Source organism: Cupriavidus sp. UME77, from assembly GCF_014170355.1.
In the GTDB taxonomy this organism is placed as follows: domain Bacteria; phylum Pseudomonadota; class Gammaproteobacteria; order Burkholderiales; family Burkholderiaceae; genus Cupriavidus; species Cupriavidus basilensis.
In genome coordinates this window covers 235013-248327 of sequence record NZ_LZZU01000018.1, presented here as the reverse complement: position 1 = coordinate 248327, position 13315 = coordinate 235013, and the positions used below count along the sequence as shown (strand labels likewise).

Below are 13315 nucleotides of genomic sequence, written 5' to 3'. Positions count from 1 at the left end.
CTTAGAGCTTCAGGCGCTGCCAGATGGCCTTGGTCGCGCTGGCCGTGTTGAGCGTATAGAAATGCAGCCCCGGCACGCCGGCCGCGAGCAGGCGCTCGCACAGCGCGGTGACCACATCCAGGCCAAAGGCGCGGATCGACTCGCGGTCATCGCCGAAGCCTTCCAGCCGCTTGGCCACCCAGCGCGGCACTTCGGCACCGCACATCTCGGAGAAGCGCATCAGCTGCGAGGAATTGGTGATCGGCATGATGCCCGGCACGATCGGTACGTCCACACCCATGGCGCGCACATCCTCGACGAAACGGAAATACGCATCGGCATTGAAGAAGTACTGGGTGATGGCCGAGTCGGCGCCGGCCTTGACCTTGCGCACGAAATTCTCGAGATCGTGGCGGGGCGACTTGGCCTGCGGGTGGTACTCGGGATAAGCCGCCACCTCAATGTTGAACCAGTCGCCGGTCTCGGCGCGGATGAACTCCACCAGTTCGTTGGCATAGCGGAACTCGCCGATCTCGCCCATGCCCGACGGCATGTCGCCGCGCAGCGCGACGATATGGCGGATGCCGCCTTCACGGTAGGTCTTGAGGATATTGCGGATGCTCTCGCGCGAGGAACCCACGCACGACAAGTGCGGCGCGGCCTCGATGCCTTCGCGCTGGATCTCCAGCACGGCGTCCAGCGTGCCCTGCTGGGTGGTGCCGCCGGCGCCGAAGGTCACCGAGATGAACTTGGGCTGCAGCGGAGCGAGCTGCGCACGCGTGTTGCGCAGCTTCTCGGCGCCCTCCGCCGTCTTGGGCGGGAAGAATTCAAAGCTGAAGTAGCGGTCTTGCATGATGGTGGCGCGCCGCCTATGGCGCGGCGCGCTGAAGAATTGGCATGGGACGCCGGACGGCGTCAGGCGCTGCGGCGTTCGCCGAGCAGCACGCTCGACAGGGCCCAGGAGATCACGCTGTAGAGGATCGAACCGAGCAGGGCCGCGCCAAAGCCGGTGACCACGAAACCGGCCAGCAGCTTGCCCACGAACAGGAACAGCAGCGCGTTGATCACGAAGATGAACAGGCCAAGCGTGAGCAGCGTCACCGGCAAGGTCAGGATCACCAGGATCGGGCGGATCAAGGTATTCACCAGGCCAAGCACCAGCGCGGCGATCATGGCCGAGCCAAAGCCGCCAAGATGAATCCCATCGATCAGGCTACCCACCAGGAACAGCGCGGCGGCGTTGATGATCCAGACGGCCAACAATCTCATGACGACTCCTTCGCTTGGGTAAAACGGATTCGGGGCAGATTCGGGGCACGGCACCCGCGGCGCGCGGGCGCCGCGGGTTGACGAACCGGCGGTCGATCAAACGCAGATCAGCCGCCGGCCACCGGCAGATCAATAGCGGTAGTGATCGGCCTTGTACGGGCCTTGCTTGTTCACACCGATATAGGCGGCTTGCTGCTCGGTCAGCTCGGACAGCTGCGCGTTGAGCTTCTTCAGCTGCAGGCGCGCGACCTTTTCGTCCAAGTGCTTGGGCAGCGTGTAGACGCCGACCGGGTACTTGCCGCTTTCGCGCTCCTGCCACAGTTCGATCTGGGCGATGGTCTGGTTGGCGAACGAGCTGCTCATCACGTACGACGGGTGGCCCGTGCCGCAGCCCAGGTTCACCAGGCGGCCCTTGGCCAGGATGATGATCTTCTTGCTGGGTTGATCGCCAACGGCGGGGAACACCACGTGGTCGACCTGCGGCTTGATCTCGTCCCACTCGTACTTTTCCAGCGAGGCAATGTCGATCTCGTTGTCAAAGTGGCCGATGTTGCAGACGATGGCCTGATCCTTCATCTTGGCCATGTGGTCATGGGTGATGACGTGGTAGTTGCCGGTGCAGGTGACGAAGATGTCGGCCTTGTCGGCAGCGTATTCCATGGTCACCACGCGGTAGCCTTCCATCGCGGCCTGCAGTGCGCAGATCGGGTCGACTTCGGTCACCCACACCTGGGCCGACAGGGCACGCAGTGCCTGCGCGCTGCCCTTGCCCACGTCGCCGTAGCCGGCCACCAGCGCAACCTTGCCGGCGATCATCACGTCGGTGGCGCGCTTGATGCCGTCCACCAGCGATTCACGGCAGCCATACAGGTTGTCGAACTTGCTCTTGGTCACCGAGTCGTTGACGTTGATGGCGGGGAACTTGAGCTCGCCCTTTTGCGCCATCTGGTACAGGCGGTGCACGCCCGTGGTGGTTTCCTCGGTCACGCCCTTGATGGCGTCCAGGTTACGGCTGTACCAGGACGGGTCCTTGGCCAGCTTTTCCTTGATCGCGGCGAACAGGAAGGTCTCTTCCTCGCTGCCCGGGTTGGCGATCAGCGATGCGTCCTTCTCGGCGCGGGCGCCCAGGTGCAGCAGCAGCGTGGCATCGCCGCCGTCGTCCAGGATCATGTTGGGGGTGCCGCCATCCTTCCAGTCGAAGATGCGGTGGGTGAAGTCCCAGTATTCCTTCAGCGATTCGCCCTTGAAGGCGAACACCGGCGTGCCCGAAGCGGCGATGGCCGCGGCAGCGTGGTCCTGGGTCGAGAAGATGTTGCACGATGCCCAGCGCACGTCGGCGCCAAGCGCCACCAGCGTCTCGATCAGCACGGCGGTCTGGATGGTCATGTGCAGCGAGCCGGCGATGCGCGCGCCCTTCAGGGGCTGGGCAGCGGCGTACTCGTCGCGGATGGCCATCAGGCCGGGCATTTCGGTTTCGGCGATGGCGATTTCCTTGCGGCCCCAGCCGGCGAGGCCCAGGTCGGCCACGAGGTAATCGTTCTTCAGGTCAGTCACTGCGTTCATGTTTCACTCCGATGAAGAGTGGCGACGAAGGACGAGTGCGGGGAATACGGCCGCGCCATGCAAGGATGGTGAAAACCAGGGCCTTTGCATAGCGGGCGGATAGGTCGACTCGCCTCCGTGTGTATGCCACGGATCAGCGAGCGCCGTTGAAGACAGTCCGAGCCTGGCGAATGGCACAATAAGGCCCATTCGTTGCAACGCTCCTCGGAGTGGCGGTATTGTAGCCTGCCCCGGCACGCTTGGCACCGCCACCGCCATGAATTTTTCTTGACCGCCGGCCCAGCACATGACCCTGACGACACACCGCCCCCCGCGCACCCTGACCATCGCCGGCTCCGACTCGGGCGGCGGCGCCGGCATCCAGGCCGATCTCAAGACCTTTGCCGCGCTGGGCTGCTTCGGCATGAGCGCCATCACCGCCATCACAGCGCAGAACACGCTCGGCGTGACCGGCGTACATGCCATCCCGGCCGACATGGTGGCGGCCCAGATCGATGCGGTTGCCAGCGATATCGGCGTGGATGCGGCCAAGACGGGCATGCTGGGCACCGCCGCCATCGTCGAGGCGGTAGCCGCCGCGGTGGACCGGCATGGCATTCGCCAGTTGGTGGTGGACCCGGTCATGATCTCCACCTCCGGCGCCACCCTGGCGGACGACGCCACTACCCAGGCCATGGTGCGCCTGCTGTTCCCGCGCGCCGTGCTGGTCACGCCCAACCTGCCCGAGGCATCCTACCTGCTGGGCCGCAAGATCACCCGGCGTGATGAAATGGAGCAGGCGGCACGCGACCTGGTAGCGCTGGGCTGCCCGGCAGTGCTGCTCAAGGGCGGGCACCTGGATCCGGCCGATGCCGGCCTGGACGACCTGCTGCTGAGTGCCGACGGCACCGTGCGCGTGTTCACGCATCAGCGGGTTGACACCCGCAACCTGCATGGCACCGGCTGCACACTGGCGGCGGCCATCGCAGCGCAACTCGCGCGCGGCGATACGCTGGTGGAAGCGGTGGAAGTGGCGCTGGATTTTGTCGCCGATGCGATCGTGGCGGGTGCTGACTTTGCGCTTGGGGCGGGCAACGGGCCGCTGAATCACGGCTTTGCGCCGCGGGTACTGGGGTGAAACACGAGCCGCCCCCTCCCAATGCGAAGCGAAGCGAGCCGTGACGGTGTTAGAGGCCGTATGGGGCGCCTTCTTTGCCTACTTTCTTGGCAAGACAAGAAAACAGGTCGCTCCCCGCAGGGGAGTGAAACTGCCTTTGACTTAGACTTTGACTTTGAGCTTCCAAGCCCTTACAACACCATGCCCACCCTCACCCACATCGACCTGCGCACCGACCCTGCCGCCGCCCCTTACCAAAAACACGAAGTAGTCCAGGTAGCCTTCGCCAAGGAACCCGGCGAACTCATCAGCCTCGAAGGCCCCAACCGCTACCAGCCAGGCGACGCCATCATCACCGGCTCAACCGGCGACCGCTGGGTCGTCTCGCGCGAACGCTTCGACCCCAAGTACGAACCGCTGCAAGCCGGCACCCACGGCCAGGATGGCGCCTACCAGAACATCCCGGGCGTGGTGCTGGCCAAACGCATGGACCAGGATTTCAGCATCGCCCGCTCAGCCGGCGGCGACGTGCTGCATGGCGCGGCAGGCGACTGGCTGATGCAATACGCGCCGAACGACTACGGCATCGTCCAGCAGGCGCGCTTCGCCCAGGTCTACCGGCCGGCCAGCGGCAACGCCTGAAGCGTCAGTCGCCGCCGCTGCTCAGCGGCACCAGCTTGAACGCAGCTCGCGCCACGCACACCACTTCACCAGCGGCGTTCTTCACTTCGCCCTCGCAAAACGCGATGCGCGCGCCGCGCCGCATGCAGCGCGCTTCCAGGTGCAGTTCACCGCGCGCTGCAGCCAGGAAATGCGTGGACATATCGATAGTGATCACGCCGGTTTCCAGCGGCGCATGCGAGCGCGCGGCGCCGCTGAGCGTGAAATCCAGCGTGGCCATCAAGGTGCCGCCATGCACGTCGCCCCGGCTGTTGACCAGGAACGGGCTGACCGGCAGGCGCGTGCGGCACAGGCCCTCTTCCATCCGCACGGGCTGCAGGCCAAGATGGCGCATCAGCGGCACGTCGATGCCGAAGTAGGGTTTCTCGGGCGTGCCCGGTGCTACCGGGACAATCTGAGCGGGACTTTCCAAAACAATGCTTCCTTATTCGCGTTATGCGAGTTCCACCACAGCCTGGCCCTCGGCGACGGCGTCGCCGGGCTGCACCAGGATGGCCTTGACCACGCCAGCATATTCGGATTCGAGCGGGATCTCCATTTTCATGGACTCGATCATCATCACGGCGTCGCCGGGCGCAATGGTAGCGCCAACTTCGATGTGGATGGCGCAGACATGACCGCTTACCGCGGCTTCGATCTTGTTCATCAGGCAGCTCTCTGGGTAGGTTGTTGGTTCTCTGCGGCAGGCGTGGCCAGCACACGCTGGGCGAGCGCGGTATCGATGCGCCCGGCCAGGAAATCGGGATGCGCGAGCACGCGCAGGATGAAAGGGATGTTGGTCTTGACGCCGGCAACTGCGAAATCCCGCAGCGCCGCGCGCAGCGTGGCGATGGCCTCGCCGCGATCGGCGCCGGTGGCAATCACCTTGGCCAGCATGGGGTCGTAGTACGGCGTGACGCAGGCGCCTTCGGCGTAGCCGGTTTCCACGCGGATGCCCGCGCCTTGCGGCGGGCGGAATACCTCTAGCAGGCCGGGCGACGGGAAGAAGCGCACCGGGTCCTCGGCATACACGCGCGCCTCGATGGCATGCCCTTGCGCGGGGACAAGGCCACCCGGCAGCACATCATCAATGCGCTCGCCGCGCGCCAGCCGGATCTGCGCGGCCACGATCTCCACGCCGGTGATCTGCTCGGTGACGGCGTGCTCCACCTGCAGGCGCGTGTTCATCTCCAGGAAGACGAATCCGGTGGCCGGCGTGTGCAGCATTTCCACCGTGCCGATCACGTCGTAGCCGATGCCGGACAGCAACGCCGAGAGCTTGGCCGCCATGGCTTGCACCTCGGCACGGTCCAGCCCGTGCGCGCGCGCTTCCTCGATGACCTTCTGGTGCCGGCGCTGCACGGAACAATCGCGCTCCCACAGGATGCGCACGCCGCCGTGGCGGTCGGCCAGCACCTGGAACTCGATATGGCGCGGCTGCTCGACCAGCTTCTCCAGGTACAACTCGGCCTGGCCAAAGCTGCGCTGCGCCACCGAGCGCGCCTGCTGCCAGGCGGCGGCCAAGCCGGCCGCGTCACGCACCGGCACCATGCCGATGCCGCCGCCGCCGCCGGCGGGCTTGATCAGCACCGGATAGCCGATACCCTGCGCCGCGGCGGCAACGGTGTCCATATCGTCGGGCAGCACCTCGGAGCTGGGCGCCAGCGGCATGCCTTGCGCGGCCATGAAAGCGCGCGCTTCAGTCTTGTGGCCAAGGCGCCGGATCCAGTGCGGGGACGGGCCGATAAAGCACAGGCCGGCGGCTTCCACGCGCTCGGCGAAAGCGGCGTTTTCCGACAGGAAGCCATAGCCGGGATGCACCGCATCGGCGCCACTGGCGCGCGCGGCTTCCAGCAGCTTGTCCTGGTCCAGGTAGCTGGCCAGCGGCGGCGCTTCGCCCAGGCGCAGCGCGGCATCGGCTTCGCGCAGGTAGGGCAAGCCGGCGTCGGCATCCGAGTACACCGCGACCGACTCCAGGCCCAGCCCGCGCAGCGCGCGGATGATCCGCGCCGCTACCGCGCCGCGATTTGCGACCAGCACTCGGCGTACCGGACATGCTGGACGCACCGGACGTAAGGTTTCACAGGCTTTCGTCGTGGCATTCATGCCGTCTCTCCCGCGCGGATCACCACCGCGTCGACCAGCACCGGCGCCACGCCGGCGCGGCTCACCATGACCGGATTGGCGTCCACCGAGCGTACCTGTCCCTGTGCCCGCACCATCCAGTCACCCAGGCGCACCAGCATTTGCGCCAGCGCATCCACATCGACCGCCTCCATGCCGCGCAGCGCGCCGAAGGCGCGCGCAATGCGCAGCCGGCCGATGGCCTCGCGCGCCTGCGTGACGTTGAAGGGCGCGACGAGAAACTGCACGTCGTCCATCGCTTCGACCAGCACGCCGCCCTGCCCCACCATCACCACCGGTCCGTAGACGTCGTCGATGTGCGCGCCCACGGCCAACTCAAAAGCGCCGCGTTGCTGGCACGCCAGCAAGACGCCGCCATGCTCGATGCCTTGGCTGGCAGACAGCCCTCGCAGCACACGGTCCAGGTCATGGAAGGCGGCCAGTGCCTGCGCCTCGTCGGCAAGGCCGAGGCGCACCAGCCCGAGCTCGGACTTGTGCGTGATATCGGACGAAACGCCCTTGGCGACCACTGGCGTGCCCAGTTCTCCCAGCGCGCGGCGCACGTCATCCGCGCTGCGGCACAGGCGATGCTGCACAACCGGCAGACCGGCCTGCGCCAGCGCCGCCAGGCTTGCCACTTCATCGAGCGATACGTGGGAGGCCGCATTGTCCTTGGCTAACACCGGCGGCAACGCGGCGGGCTCGGCCAACGCGGTGGCATTCACCTCCACGTGCCGCGCGAGCATGCCCAGTGCGCGCATGGCGGCACGCTCGCTGTCGAACACCGGCACGCCTTGCGCGCGGAACGCCTGCGCCACCCATTCCTGGTTGGCGCTGACCGCCACCGGCACGCCGCTGGCAGACGCAAAGCGGCCGGTCTGCGCGGAGAAGCCGGCAAAATCGTAGCCCTCGCCGCCGATAGGAAAGCCCACGTAGATCATGTCGGCCTGGCGCTGCGCGGCCACCACTTCCAGCGTCTGCCCGTAGATGTGCGGCTGGCCCAGCAGCGCAGTGGTCATGTCGATCGGATTGCGCGCCGACACGAACGATGGAAGCACTGCCTTGAGCGCGGCTTGCCCATCGCCTTCGAACTGGCACAGCGCGAGGCCCTGATCCTCGGCCGCATCGGCCGCCAGCACGCATGTTGCGCCGGAATTGCTGATCGCCACCACCTTGCGTCCACGCGGACGCTGCCCGCCGATAAACACCTGGCTGTACTCGACCAGCTCGCGGAAATCAGCCACACGCTGGATGCCGTGCTGACGCAGGAAGGCGTCAGCCAATGCGTCCTCACCGGCCAGCGCTCCGGTGTGCGAGCTGGCGGTGAGTTGCCCGGCCTGCGTGCGGCCAGCCTTGACCGCAAGGATGGGAATGTCGCGCTGGTGCGCGACGCGCGCGGCCTGCGCCAGCACGGCCGGGTCTTTCAGCGATTCGATATAGAGCAGTAGCACCCGGATGTCCGGATCGGCCGCGACCGCGCGCAGCACCTCTGAGGCAGTGATGTCCGCCTCGTTGCCGGTCGCCACCATATAGCGCACGCCGATGCCCTTGCGGCGCAGGCCGCCGTAGACGATGGAAGAGCCCGCGCCGCTCTGGCTGACAATGGCGACCGGCCCGTCCTGGCCGGCTTCCTCGTTGATCATGGTGGAGAAATGCAGGATCGCGCCATCGCGGAAGTTGGCCACGCCTTGCGTATTGGGGCCGAACAAGCGCAAGCCGCCCGCGCGCGCACGCTCGACCAGCCTGCGCTGCTGCGCCGCGCCGGCATCGCCAAGCTCCGCAAAGCCCGATGAATAAATCACCGCCGCGCGCGCGTTGATCGCCAGGCACTGGTCGATGGCCTGTTCGACCTCCTGCCCCGCCACACTGACCACCACGACATCGGGCGCATCGGGCAGCGCGGCAAGTTCGGGATAGGCCTGCAGGCCCTGGATCTGCGCGCGTTTGGGGTTGACCGGATACACACGCCCGGCAAAGCCGTAGCGGCGCAGGTAATCGATCGGCCGGCCGCCGGCCTTGATCGGATTATCGGAGGCGCCAAGGATGGCAACCGAACGCGGGGCGAGCAATTCAAGAATGTTGTCGCTCATCTCAATCCACCTTCACCTTGGCTTCGGTGGCCACGCGCTTCCACTTGACCAGTTCCGCCTGCACAAACGCGCCGAACTGCTCGGCATTCAGCGTGCCGGGCGTGGTTCCGCTCTGCGCCAGGTTAGCCTTGGACTCCGCGGTGTTCATGCTCTTCACGGCGTCGCGGTTCAGGCGCTCCACCAGCGGCTTGGGCAGGTTGGCCGGCCCATAGAAACCAATCCACGTGGTGGCCTCGTAGCCGGGTACGCCCTGTTCGGCAATAGTGGGCACATTGGGCAAGGCCTCGCTGCGCTTGGCCGAGGTCACGCCGATGGCCTTGACCTTGCCGTCCTTCACATAGGGCGCCATGGTCATCACGTCATGGAACAGCGCGGGAATCTGGCCGCCGAGCAGGTCCGACAGCGCCGGCGCCGCGCCCTTGTAGGGAATATGCGTCAGCGGCGTGTTGGTCATCAGCCGCAGCAGTTCCCCCGACATATGCGTGGCGCCGCCGATACTGGATGAGCCGAACGACAGGCCGTCCTTCTGCTTCCTCGCGTACGCAAGGAATTCCTGCAGGTTCGACACCGGCACATTGTTGTTCACCACCAGCACGTTGGGCGTGGTCGCCAGCAGCGCGATTGGGGTGAAGTCCTTGCTGGCGTTGTACGGCAGCTTGGGCCGCACCGCGGGATTGATCACCTGGTGCGTGGCGCTGACGAGCAGCGTGTAGCCGTCCGGGTTGGCGCGTGCCACGATCTCGGTGCCGATCTGGCCGCTGGCGCCGGCGCGGTTATCCACCACGAACGGTTGCTTGAACTCGGCCTGCATGTCGCGCGCGATGCGGCGCGCCAACAGGTCGGTCATGCCGCCGGCGGGAAACGGCACGACGATGGTGACGGGCTTCTGCGGCCAGTGCTCCTGCGCCTGCGCGCCGGTGGCGCTCAGCAGTGTGGCGCCAACGGCCAGCGTGGCAGTGACGATGGCATTGAGGGTGGGACGGTGCGCAAGGATAGGTCGGTGATTGGGCAAGGCGGTCTCCATTGTTTTGTTTGCATCTGATTTGCCTGGCGGTCTCTCGTCTCAGGGACGGATGCCGAACTTGCGCACGCCCGGCTCGCGCAGCGGCGCCGCCAGGTTGGCGAACTCGCACAGCAGCGAGCGCGTATCGCGCGGGTCGATGATGTCTTCCACCACGAAGGCTTCGGCGCTGCGGAACGGCGACGTCAGGCTGCGCACGCGCTGCTCGATCTCGGCGCGCTTTTGCACGGGGTCGTCGGCGCCTTCGATCTCGGCCTTGTAGGCGACTTCCAGCCCGCCCTCGATCGGCAGCGAGCCCCAGTTGCCGGACGGCCATGCGTAGCGGAAGTTGAAGCGGCCCATATGCTGATGCCCGGCCGCCGCCACGCCATAGGCGCGGCGCAGGATCACGGAGCACCACGGCGTGGTGGCCTGGTACACCGCGGCCAGCGCGCGCACGCCGTAGCGCATGGTGCCGGCCTTCTCGGCTTCCAGGCCGATCTGGAAGCCGGCGATATCGACCATATTGATCACCGGCAGGTGGAAGGCCTCGGCCAGGTCCACGAAGCGGATGAATTTCTCCGCGGTGGGGCCGTCCCAGCCACCGCCGTAGTGATATGGATCGCTCGCGACCACGGCCACCGGCCAGCCATCCACGCGGGCCAGCCCGGTCACGATGGCGCGGCCCCAGTGCCGGCCCATCTCGAACAAGGAGCCCTGGTCCACCAGCGTCTCGACAATGGGGCGCACTTTGTAGACGGAACGGCTGTCGCGCGGGATCGCGCTGAGCAGCCATTCATCGCGGCGGGCGGGATCGTCGGTTGGCTCAACGCGCGGCGGCAGTTCATGCACCGAGCCCGGCAGGTAGGACAGGAAGCGGCGCGCGCGCGCAAAGGCTTCTTCCTCGCTCGCCACTTCGTCATCGACCACGCCGTTGCGCGTATGGATCTGGCTGCCGCCGAGCTCGTTCTTTTCCAGTACCTGCCCAATGCGCGCCACCACCGGCGGGCCGGCGTTGAACAATTGCGCGGTGCCCTTGACCATCACCGAGTAGTGGCTCGCGGCCACGCGCGCCGCGCCCATGCCGGCCACCGAGCCCAGCGCCAGCGACACCACCGGCACCAGCGACATGTTCTCCACCACGTGCTGCCACACCTTCATGGTGGGGATGTTGGTGTAGCCCTTGTTCTCGATATTGCGCACGGAGCCGCCACCGCCGGTGCCGTCTACCAGCCGCACCATGGGCAAGCGCAGGTCGTGCGCCATCTTCTCGGCATGGATCAGCTTCTCGCCAACGGCACCGTCGTTGGCGCCGCCACGCACGGTGAAGTCATCGCCCACCAGCACCACCGGGCGGCCTTCCACCTTGGCGCGCCCCATCACCAGGTTGGCGGGCGTCAGGCCCACCAGGCGGCCGTTGCTATCGTACTGGCCGCTGCCGGTGAGCGCGCCCACCTCGCGGAACGATCCGGCATCGGCGATCGCGTCGATGCGCTCGCGCACGGTCAGCTTGCCGGCGTCCTTGTGCCGCTTGACCTTGTCGGGGCCGCCGAGCTGCGCGGCGAGTTGCTTGCGGTAGGCCAGTTCATCGATTTCGGGCTGCCAGGACACGGCGGTCTCCTTAGTGCTGTTGTTATGGTCGTGGGCTATCTAAAGGCATAAACGCAGCAAACGTGCCAGGCGCATCAGCCCTTGATTTCATTGTTCTTTTTATCGCTCGCTGATATTGTGTCCACGATAAGGACACAAAAGTGCCCACAACGGAGACACAGCATGTCGTCATCAGCGACACCAGAAGACACTTTCCCCGGCACTGAAGACAGCCTTGGCGTACTGGTCGCCAGCCACGCGGGAGACGTACTAGCCAGCCTGGGACTCGCTGCCAACGCCACGCTGGCAACCGCCGCGCTAGCCGCCAGCGCAGGGCTCGCCGGCGACGGCGACTCCCCCCAGGATGCCGGCCGCCTGTTCGAATGCACCCTGCCCTGCCCCGACAGCAAGCCCGCGCGCCGCTTCATCGCCATGCGTCTGCGCGACCGCGAGCGGCAGGTCATCCTGCTGCGCCCGGCCGAGCGTGACGCAGCCCTCTTCGACTTCCTCGGCGCGGTGCCCTTTGCCGGCGCGATCCTCGATCACTTCATCACCAACCCCTACCAGGCCATCACCGTGGCGGACCGCGCGGGCAACGTGCGCTTCATCAGCCCGGTGCACGAGAAATTCCTCGGCCTGCGCACCGGTGAAGGCACGGGCCGGCCCGCGGTGGACGTCATCCCCAATTCGCGCCTTGCGCAGGTGGCAGCCAGCGGTAGAGCCGAGATCGGGCAGCTGCAGGAGATGAACGGTGTGACACGCGTGGTGAACCGCATCCCGATCAGCGCCGCGGGCGAGGTGGTTGGCGCCATCGGCCAGATCCTCTTCAAGGAGCCTGAAGCCATCGGCCGCATGCACCGCGAGATGACGCAGTTGCGCTCGCAACTGGCGCAAACACAACGCGAGCTCGACGCGTTGCGCGAGCAGCAGGCCGGCACCGGCCCCGGCCTGCTGATTGGCGATAGCGCGCCCATGCAGCGGCTGCGCCGAGAAATCGACACGGTAGCGCGCCTGGACGTGCCGGTGCTGATCCTCGGCGAAAGCGGCACCGGCAAGGAACTGGTGGCGCGCGCCATCCACGGCGCCAGCCGCGCGGCGCAGGGCAAGCCGCTGGTCAGCCTGAACCTGGCCGCGCTGCCCGCCACGCTGATCGAGGCCGAGCTGTTCGGGCATGCGGCGGGCGCCTTCACGGGCAGCCATCGCCTTGGGCAGGCCGGCAAGCTGGAGCAGGCGGGCGGCGGCACGCTGTTCCTCGACGAGGTTGCCGATATCCCGATGGAGATGCAGGTCAAGCTGCTGCGCGTGCTGGAGGACCATATGGTGGAGCGGCTGGGCAGCCGGCAGGCGCAGCGCGTGGACTTCCGGCTGGTGGCGGCAACCAACCGCGATATCCAGGCACTGATCGATGGCGGCCGCTTCCGCCTGGATCTGTATTACCGCCTGAGCGGCGTGGTGCTGCGCATTCCCGCGCTGGGCCAGCGGCGCGAGGACATCCCTGCCCTGCTGACCCATTTCGTGCGCGGCTTCTGCGTGCGCAACCAGGTGCCGGTGCCGCAAGTGGCATCCGAGGTGCCGCGCTATCTGGCCGAGCGGCGATGGCCGGGCAATGTGCGCCAGCTCAGGCAGAAGATCGAGGAAGCGCTGGTGTTCTGCGACGCACGCGTGCTGCGCGCGGCGGATTTCGCCCGGGGCGAGGAAAGCGCGGTGGCGCACAGCCTGAACGAGCCGGCGTTGCCGTATGACCAGGCAGCGAATGAGGCGGCGGACGAGGCTGAGATCAACGCGGGTGCCGCATCGCCGGCGGACCTGCGGGAAGTCGCGTACGAGGCCGTGCTGCAGGCCATCGCGCGGCACGGTGGCAACAAGAAGCGAGCGGCGGAGCAACTACGCATTTCACGCTCGCATCTGTACAAGCTCCTGGCGCGTGGCGCGCGCGGCTGAGCG

The 13315-nt window shown here is 66.7% G+C and carries 12 protein-coding genes and 1 riboswitch; of the genes, 3 read left to right on the top strand and 9 right to left on the bottom strand.

Translation table 11 applies throughout. The features are described from left to right. Nucleotide 1: 1 nt before the first annotated feature. The 3 genes from metF to ahcY form a co-directional block, all read right to left on the bottom strand. Nucleotides 2–832, bottom strand: coding sequence for a methylenetetrahydrofolate reductase [NAD(P)H] (gene metF / locus A9975_RS08570; protein ID WP_183032212.1), 831 nt, complete (start codon nucleotides 830–832; stop codon nucleotides 2–4). Between the two features lie 62 nt (nucleotides 833–894). Further along, a complete protein-coding gene (locus tag A9975_RS08565) occupies nucleotides 895–1248 on the bottom strand; it encodes a phage holin family protein (protein ID WP_150989950.1) in 354 nt (117 codons plus the stop codon). 129 nt (nucleotides 1249–1377) lie between these two features. After that, nucleotides 1378–2811, bottom strand: a complete 1434-nt coding sequence (ahcY, locus tag A9975_RS08560; RefSeq protein WP_183032211.1) for an adenosylhomocysteinase — start codon at nucleotides 2809–2811, stop codon at nucleotides 1378–1380. Nucleotides 2812–2942: 131 nt separating this feature from the next. Beyond that, a riboswitch (S-adenosyl-L-homocysteine riboswitch) is annotated at nucleotides 2943–3023 on the bottom strand. A gap of 74 nt (nucleotides 3024–3097) precedes the next feature. On the opposite strand from ahcY, the gene thiD reads away from it, so the two are divergent. Both thiD and A9975_RS08550 read left to right on the top strand, forming a co-directional pair. Beyond that, a complete protein-coding gene (gene thiD, locus A9975_RS08555; RefSeq protein WP_183032210.1) occupies nucleotides 3098–3928 on the top strand; it encodes a bifunctional hydroxymethylpyrimidine kinase/phosphomethylpyrimidine kinase in 831 nt (276 codons plus the stop codon). 180 nt (nucleotides 3929–4108) lie between these two features. Beyond that, nucleotides 4109–4549 carry a PGDYG domain-containing protein gene (locus A9975_RS08550; protein ID WP_183032209.1) on the top strand — a complete coding sequence of 147 codons (441 nt, stop codon included), beginning with the start codon at nucleotides 4109–4111 and terminating at the stop codon, nucleotides 4547–4549. A 4-nt stretch (nucleotides 4550–4553) separates the two neighbouring features. Here A9975_RS08550 and A9975_RS08545 read toward each other — a convergent pair whose 3' ends face one another. The 6 genes from A9975_RS08545 to A9975_RS08520 are packed head-to-tail and all read right to left on the bottom strand — an operon-like array spanning nucleotide 4554 to nucleotide 11392. Beyond that, a complete protein-coding gene (locus tag A9975_RS08545; RefSeq protein ID WP_006156489.1) occupies nucleotides 4554–5000 on the bottom strand; it encodes a PaaI family thioesterase in 447 nt (148 codons plus the stop codon). Nucleotides 5001–5021: 21 nt separating this feature from the next. After that, on the bottom strand, nucleotides 5022–5234 hold the full coding sequence (locus tag A9975_RS08540; protein ID WP_150989934.1) for an acetyl-CoA carboxylase biotin carboxyl carrier protein subunit: 213 nt from the start codon (nucleotides 5232–5234) through the stop codon (nucleotides 5022–5024). Continuing rightward, nucleotides 5234–6673: an acetyl/propionyl/methylcrotonyl-CoA carboxylase subunit alpha gene (locus A9975_RS08535; RefSeq protein WP_183032208.1), complete on the bottom strand. Its 1440-nt coding sequence runs from the start codon at nucleotides 6671–6673 to the stop codon at nucleotides 5234–5236. Before A9975_RS08535 ends, A9975_RS08540 begins: the two co-directional genes overlap by 1 nt. Continuing rightward, the gene (locus tag A9975_RS08530) at nucleotides 6670–8781 is read right to left on the bottom strand and encodes an acetate--CoA ligase family protein (protein WP_183032207.1); all 2112 of its coding nucleotides are present in this window, start codon (nucleotides 8779–8781) and stop codon (nucleotides 6670–6672) included. The genes A9975_RS08535 and A9975_RS08530 overlap by 4 nt, the downstream gene beginning before the upstream one ends. 1 nt (nucleotide 8782) lies before the next feature. Further along, entirely contained in the window at nucleotides 8783–9793 is a 1011-nt protein-coding gene (locus A9975_RS08525; RefSeq protein ID WP_255503114.1) for a tripartite tricarboxylate transporter substrate binding protein, read from the bottom strand. A 51-nt stretch (nucleotides 9794–9844) separates the two neighbouring features. Further along, nucleotides 9845–11392: a carboxyl transferase domain-containing protein gene (locus A9975_RS08520; RefSeq protein ID WP_183032205.1), complete on the bottom strand. Its 1548-nt coding sequence runs from the start codon at nucleotides 11390–11392 to the stop codon at nucleotides 9845–9847. 162 nt (nucleotides 11393–11554) lie between these two features. On the opposite strand from A9975_RS08520, the gene A9975_RS08515 reads away from it, so the two are divergent. Further along, nucleotides 11555–13312, top strand: coding sequence for a sigma-54-dependent Fis family transcriptional regulator (locus A9975_RS08515; protein ID WP_183032204.1), 1758 nt, complete (start codon nucleotides 11555–11557; stop codon nucleotides 13310–13312). Nucleotides 13313–13315: the final 3 nt, after the last annotated feature.